This is a genomic window from Chryseobacterium sp. CH25 (assembly GCF_004119455.1).
Classification (GTDB): Bacteria; Bacteroidota; Bacteroidia; order Flavobacteriales; family Weeksellaceae; genus Chryseobacterium.
Genome location: NZ_NRQT01000037.1, coordinates 1 through 413, shown reverse-complemented (window position 1 = coordinate 413; position 413 = coordinate 1). Strand labels below are relative to the sequence as shown.

1 protein-coding gene is annotated in these 413 nt (G+C 37.0%); it reads left to right on the top strand.

The genetic code is table 11. The annotated features are described in order from the left end of the window. Positions 1–413: hypothetical protein (locus BOQ64_RS23350; RefSeq protein WP_164975872.1), on the top strand; the 413-nt coding region annotated here is incomplete at both ends.

Below are 413 nucleotides of genomic sequence, written 5' to 3'. Positions count from 1 at the left end.
ACTAAGTTGAGAAAAATCTATTCAGCAGGACAACCAAAAGGAATAGCCAGTACCACTACAACTGATTATTTGGATGGGTTTCAATATTCATATCAAGAAGGAGGAGGAATATGTTTAACCTGTCGTACAGAATATGCTTTTGAAGAACAGGCCTATGGCAGAATCAGTAATACCTTTCCTGATCTGGGAGAACCCCCAACCTGGAAACTTGATTTTGTACCCACTTCAGAAGGGTATTACAGTTTCACAGAAAACCGTTATATTTACCAGTATAAAGATCACTTAGGAAATACTAGGGTAAGTTTTGCCAAAAACAGCGCAGGCGTTCTTGAAGTAACTGATACGAACAATTATTATCCATTTGGATTGAATCATATCAGTGATTTTAAAGGTCTTTTGGGTGGGTATTTAAA